The organism is Actinomadura roseirufa (assembly GCF_900659635.1).
GTDB lineage: Bacteria > Actinomycetota > Actinomycetes > Streptosporangiales > Streptosporangiaceae > Spirillospora > Spirillospora roseirufa.
Genome location: NZ_CAACVB010000370.1, coordinates 1 through 6101, shown reverse-complemented (window position 1 = coordinate 6101; position 6101 = coordinate 1). Strand labels below are relative to the sequence as shown.

At 76.9% G+C, this 6101-nt stretch carries 6 protein-coding genes; 3 read left to right on the top strand and 3 right to left on the bottom strand.

Going from position 1 to position 6101, the window contains the following annotated elements; translation table 11 throughout:
• Positions 1–3 precede the first annotated feature (3 nt).
• From E1291_RS38080 to E1291_RS38070, 3 genes are all read right to left on the bottom strand, one after another.
• Positions 4–909 (bottom strand): phytoene/squalene synthase family protein, encoded by a 906-nt coding sequence (locus tag E1291_RS38080; protein ID WP_131742901.1) that lies wholly within the window; start codon positions 907–909, stop codon positions 4–6.
• The gene (locus E1291_RS38075; RefSeq protein ID WP_131742900.1) at positions 906–2387 is read right to left on the bottom strand and encodes a phytoene desaturase family protein; all 1482 of its coding nucleotides are present in this window, start codon (positions 2385–2387) and stop codon (positions 906–908) included. The genes E1291_RS38080 and E1291_RS38075 overlap by 4 nt, the downstream gene beginning before the upstream one ends.
• 167 nt (positions 2388–2554) lie before the next feature.
• Positions 2555–3322 carry an IclR family transcriptional regulator gene (locus E1291_RS38070; RefSeq protein WP_131742899.1) on the bottom strand — a complete coding sequence of 256 codons (768 nt, stop codon included), beginning with the start codon at positions 3320–3322 and terminating at the stop codon, positions 2555–2557.
• Between the two features lie 67 nt (positions 3323–3389).
• On the opposite strand from E1291_RS38070, the gene E1291_RS38065 reads away from it, so the two are divergent.
• The 3 genes from E1291_RS38065 to E1291_RS38055 form a co-directional block, all read left to right on the top strand.
• Positions 3390–4415, top strand: coding sequence for an ABC transporter substrate-binding protein (locus tag E1291_RS38065; RefSeq protein ID WP_131742898.1), 1026 nt, complete (start codon positions 3390–3392; stop codon positions 4413–4415).
• Positions 4412–5275, top strand: a complete 864-nt coding sequence (locus E1291_RS38060) for an LLM class flavin-dependent oxidoreductase (protein WP_165495492.1) — start codon at positions 4412–4414, stop codon at positions 5273–5275. Before E1291_RS38065 ends, E1291_RS38060 begins: the two co-directional genes overlap by 4 nt.
• Positions 5265–6101, top strand: an 837-nt coding sequence (locus tag E1291_RS38055) for an LLM class flavin-dependent oxidoreductase (RefSeq protein WP_131742896.1), incomplete at its 3' end; no start/stop codon positions are given. The genes E1291_RS38060 and E1291_RS38055, both read left to right, overlap by 11 nt.

Below are 6101 nucleotides of genomic sequence, written 5' to 3'. Positions count from 1 at the left end.
CGGTCACCGCGGCCCCTCCGTCACGGGCACGCGCCGCTCGGCGCGCCCGGCGGCGGAGGCCGCCACCAGGTGCCGGGCGAAGATCGCGGCGCGCCTGCGGCGGGGCACCCGCGCACGCGCGGCCAGCACGTCGTGCCCGGCGGCGGCGATCTCGTCCAGGATCCCGCCGTACAGCTCGTGCGCGGCCCTGATGCAGGGCCGGGACGAGGGGGCCAGCAGTTCCACGCCGTCCAGGGCGCGCCGGTAGTGGGCGCGGGCGCGCTCGCTCTCGAACTCCACCAGCCGGCGCAGCGCCCCGGACGCGCGGGGGCGGGAGAGGTCCTCCTCGGCGACGCCGAACGCGCGCAGGTCGCGCCGCGGCAGGTAGACGCGGCCCCGCCGCAGGTCCTCGGCCACGTCCCGCAGGAAGTTGGTGAGCTGGAAGGCGCGCCCTAGCTCGCGGGCCGGCCCGCGGGCCTCCCGCTCGGCGCCCGGGACCGTCTCCAGCACGGGCAGCATCATCAGCCCTATCGCCGCGGCGGACCCCTCCATGTACTCCAGCAGGTCCTCGTAGGTCTCGTACCGGCTGACCGTCAGGTCGGCGCGCATCGACCGCAGGAACGCGTCGATGTCGCGGCGCTCGATGCCGAAGGAGCGCACGGTGTGCGCGAAGGCGGGCAGGACCGGGTCGTCGACCGGCTCGCCCGCCAGGCAGGCGCTGACCCGGGCGGCGGCGTCCTCCAGCGCGCCGGCGCGCCCGGTGCCCTCCCCGAACGCGTCGACGAGGTCGTCCACGTACCGGGCGAAGCCGTACAGGGCGTGCACGTGCCGCCGCTTCCACTCGGGGAGCAGCAGCGTGGCCAGGTAGTAGGACCGGCCGTGGCGGGCGTTGAGGCGGCGGCACCGCTCGAAGCTGGCGGTCAGCGTCATCGGCGGCCCTCCAGGATCCGGGACGCGGCGAGCCGCCCGGAGATCAGGACGGGCGGGACGCCGACCCCCGGCGCCGTGTACATCCCGGCGAAGTGGAGGCCGGGGACCCGCCGGCTGCGGCCGGACGGGCGGAACCACGCGGTCTGGCGGAACCGGTGGTCCAGGGAGAAGGGGGTCCCGCCGGTATGGCCCAGCCGAGCCCAGGAGCGGGGATCGAGGCTCATGCCCGGCGCGGCCGAGAGATCGCCGTACCCGAGGTCCGCGAGCCGGCCGAGCAGGCGGTCGCGCAGCCGCGGGCCGAGGTCGTCCCAGTCGGCGCCGCCCGCCGTGCCGGGGGCGGGCTCCAGCGCGCTCAGCGTGGCGTGCCCCGGCGGGGCGGCCGTGCCGTCGCCCTCCGGGCGGGTGACCAGCAGGCTGGGATCGGGCTGCGGGCGCCCGGCCGCCAGGGCGGCGAACGCCCCGGACCAGCCGCGGCCGAAGTGCACCGTGTGGTGCGCCGTGCCCTGCGCGGCGCCGGCCGGCGGCCGGTCCAGGCCGAAGTGCATCACCAGGCAGGACGGCGCGTAGCGCGGCCGGCTCAGCCGCCAGTCGCGGGCCGCGTCGGGCAGCAGGCCGCGGTGGGCCGCCGGCAGGTCGCAGGCGGCCACCACGTGGCCCGCCGCGAGGCGCTCGCCGGTGTCCAGCCGGACGGCCGTCACCCCGGAGGCGTCGGTCTCGACCCGCTCGGCGCGCACGCCGTACCGGAGGACGGCGCCCGCCCGCTCCGCGACCTCGGCCATCGCCCGGGGGATGGCGTGCATCCCGCCCGCGGCGGGGAAGTAGACGCCGCCGACGGTGTCCATGTGCGCGACGGCGGCGTAGACGGCCAGGGCCTTGTGCGGGGGAAGCCCGACGTACAGGGACTGGAAGGTGTGCGCGCGGACGAGCCGCTCGTCCGTCAGCTGGGAGGCGACGAACCGGTCCAGCCGCCGGAAGCCGCCCGCCGCGGCGAGCCTGAGCAGGGCGGCGGGCCGGGCCAGGCCGCGCAGCCGGGTCATGTCCGCGTCGATGAAGGACGACCACTCCGCCTCGAACAGCTCCCCGAGGCGGCGCCGGAACCGCCGGTACCGCTCGGCCTCCGCGGGCCCGCAGAGCGCCCTGACGTTGTCGGCCATCCGGTGCGCGCCGGCGGCGACGTCGAGGTGGGAGCCGTCGGGGAAGGCCAGCCGGTAGGAGGGGTCCAGGCGCCGCAGCGGCAGCACGGTCTCCAGATCCTCGCCCGCCGCGCCGAAGATCTCGGCGAGCACGCCGGGCATGGTGAGCACCGAGGGGCCGGTGTCGAACCGGTAGGGGCCCACGCGGGCGGTGCCGCAGCATCCGCCGGGTTCCGGACGGGCCTCGACGACCACGACCTCCCGGCCGTGCGCCGCCAGGTGGAGCGCGGCGGAGAGGCCGCCCAGGCCCGCTCCGATCACCACGACGGGGTCTCGCGCCGCCATCAGCACCGTCCGCGGGCCGGCCGCCCGCGTCTCCGGCCGTCTCGCAAGAGCATGGTGTGTCCTCCCTCGCCGTGGACCTGTTCCAAGGGGACCCGCACACGGTCTTCGGAGGGCGGCGGGCGGCCGGATGCATCCCCCGTGGGGAACGCGCGCGGGCCGCCCGCCGGTCAGATGGAGCGGCGGCGCTCGTCCGGGGGGAGCAGGAGGATCTCCAGCGCGCGGGCGCAGGCCGCGGTCTGGGCGAGGTACCAGTCCAGCCGCCTGATGGTGATCAGCTCGGGGGTGGCGCGCACGGCCAGCGCGTAGCGCGCGTGGTCGCAGTGGTCGAGCACGGGCACGGCGAGCGTGCGCACCCCGGCCTCGGACTCGCCGTCGTTGACGGCGTAGCCGTCCTCGCGCACCCGGCTCAGCTCGGTGCGCAGCTCGTCCGGGTCGACGATGGTGCGCGGGGTGAGGGCGGGCAGGGGGCCGAGCTCGCGCAGGTCGGCGTGCGGCGCCCAGGCGAGCAGGACCTTGCCGAGCGCGGTGGAGTGCAGCGGGCGGCGCAGCCCGAGGCCGGTGCCCGGCCGGACGGAGTCGCCCACCAGGATCAGCGCCTCGTTGCCGCCGCGCAGGGCGAGGTCCACCGTGGCGCCGGTGGTGCGGGCGAGCAGGTCCAGCTCGGGCGCGGCGCGGTGCAGGCCGCGCTGGTGGAAGGCGAGCTGGCCGAGCTCGGCGACGGAGGGGCCGAGCCGGTAGCGGGAGTCCCCCGGGTCCTGTTCGAGGAAACCGGACGCGGCGAGGGCCTGCGCGAGCCGGTGCGCGGTGGAGGTGGACAGGCCGAGCCGGCGGGCGAGCTCGGACGCCCCGAGGGACGGGCCGCCGTCGCGGAAGCAGTGCAGCACGGCGAGGGCGCGCCGCACCGCCTGCGACCCCTGTTCGGGTGTGGGGGGCATCACGGGTCCTTCCCGCATCGTGGGATAAAACTTGTCCTACCAAAATAGTAGTGATTAGCTGCGCGACATGGCACGCCCCACTCTTCCGCAGACGCTGTGGTTCACCCGCTGCCCGGTGCCGACCGCCACGGGCATCGCCGCCGACCTGGGCTGGTTCGCCGGCGAGTTCCGCGGCGACGGCATCGAGGTCCGCTCGCTCCAGGACGTCCCGCCGGACGAGGCGGGCGATCACCACTACGCGCACACCCTTCCCCACCTGGTCCGCGAGGGTGGGAACGTTCCCGCCCTGTGGGCCCGCGCCCGCGGCGAGCGGACGCGGCTGCTCGGCCTCACCTGGATCGAGGAGCGGCAGGTGATCCTCGCCCGCCGCGGCGAGACGGCCCTGCCGCTCGCCGGCCGGCGGGTGGCCGTCCCGCGCCGCGACATCGCGATCGACTTCTGGCGGGCGATGGCGCTGAGCGGGTTCGCCGGGGCGCTGCGGGACGCGGGCGGGACGCTCGCCGACGTGGTGCCGGTGGACGTCGCCGCCGCGCCGGACGCGCCGCAGTGGGACGCCGAGCTCGCCGCCCTCGCGCGCGGCGAGGTGGACGCCGTCTACGTCAAGGGCGCGCTCGCCGTGGAGGCCGCGCTCGCCCACGGCGCCGAGGTGGCGATCGACCTCGACGCCCTGCCCGACCGCCGCGCCCGGATCAACAACGGAACGCCCCGCCCGATCACGGTCCACCAGCGCCTGCTCGACGAGCACCCCGACCTGGTCGTCCGGTTCCTGACCGTGCTGCTGCGCGCCTCCTCGTGGGCCGCCGCGCGGCCGGACGAGCTGCGCCGCGTCCTGGCCGCCGAGACCGGCGCCGGGGGCGCGGCCGTCGCCACCGCCTACGTCCACCAGCCGTTCGACCCCGACCTGTCGGCCGAACGGCTCGGCCTGCTGGCCGAGCAGGAGCGGTTCCTGCGCGCCCAGGGCTTCCTCGCCGACGCGGTGGACGTCGCCGCGTGGGCGGACCCGGCGCCGCTGGAGGCCGCGCGGGCCGCGTTCGCGGCGGAGCCCTCGCATGTGGACGAAGCGGTGGGAGAATCGGTGGGGGAGCGGACGTGACCCCCGAGTTCCACCTGACGCTGCCCGCGGGACAGCCGGTCCGCACGCCGCTTCCCGCCCTCGTCACCGATGTCCGCCCGTCCGGGCGCGGGCCGTTCGGCGAGCTCGGCCTGATCGCCGGGGGCGCCGATCTCGCCGGGCTGGCCGGGGTGCTCGCCCCCTTCGCCCCGGACGGGCCGGACGCGCTGGCCGCCGCCGGCGACCTGCTGCGCGGCACGCGGCACGTCACCGTCACCGCCGCGTTCCATCCGGCCGCCGCGACGCCGGTCTACGCCGCCAAGCTGTCGGCCTCGCTCCAGCGGTTCCACGCCGGGCGGCTCGCCTGGCACCTGGTCACCGACCTCGACCCGGCGGTGGCGCGGTCCCAGGGCGACTTCCTGGAGGGCCCCGACCGGTACGCGCGGGCCCACGAGTTCCTCACCATCGCCAGAGGCGTGTGGGAGAACACGTCCTTCACGTTCGAGGGCCGCTTCTACGAGGTGCTGAACGGGGGCCTGGGCCGTCCGCTCGCCGAGCGGCCCTTCCCCCGTGTGCTGCTGTCCGGGACGTCGGCCGAGGCCCTCGACCTGTCCGCCCGTCACGCCGACGTCCACGTCTTCGAGCCCGGCGACGACATCGAGCGGCTCCGCCCCGGCGGCGTCCGCGCCGGGCTGCGGCTGCCCATCGGCGACCGCGCGCCCGAGGACCTCGCCGGGGACGTGCGCGGCTGGCTCGACCGGGGCGTCACCGTCTTCCTCGCCGAGGTCGCGCCTTCCGCGCGCGACGCCGACCCGGTCGCCCTGGCGTACCGGATCGGCGAGCACGTGCTGCCGCTGCTGGAGACCGGGACCACGGTGAAGGAGGCGGAGCGTGTCCATTGACGTCTACTGGCGCGTCCACATGGAGGGCGACCAGAAGTCGCTGCGGCGCAGGGGCGGCAGCCGGGGCGGGTTCGCGCCGGAGATCCCCGGCTCCCTCGCGCCCGGCGTGCGGGACGGCGCGCCCGACGGGTTCACCCACGCCGACTACATCGCCGAGGTCGCGCGGGCCACCGAGGCCGCCGGGTTCACCGGCGGGCTGCTGCCCTCGTTCCCGCACACCGACGACCCGTGGGCGGCGGCGTCCTCGCTCGCCCGCGAGACCTCCGCGTACCGGTTCATGATCGCCTTCCAGCCCGGCTTCCTGCACCCGGTGCAGGCGGCCCGGATGACCGCGACCCTCCAGGCCGCGACCGGCGGACGGGTCGTCTACAACATCATCTCCGGCGGCGGCGGGCCCGCCCAGCTCTGGTGGGGCGACAAGGTCGACCACGACGACCGCTACGCCCGCACCTCGGAGTTCCTGGACGTCCTCAAGGGCGTCTGGACCGGCCACGAGACCGGCGGGTTCGACCACGAGGGCCGCTTCTACCGCGTCGAGGGCGGCCGCCTGCCCGCGTCCCTCGCCGGCGGGCCCCTCCCGGAGATCTTCTTCTCCGGGTCCTCGCCCGCCGCCATCGCCGCCGCCGGCCGGCACGCCGACTACTACCTGTCCTGGCTGGAGCCGTTCGACGCGCTCGCGGAGAAGTTCGCGGCCGTCCGCGAGCACAGCCCGGTGCCGCCGCGCTTCGCCGTCCGGGCGGACGTCCTCGCCCGCGAGACCGACGAGGAGGCGTGGGAGGAGATCCGCCGCGGCTGGGCCGCGCGCGACCGGACCGGCCGCGCCGCG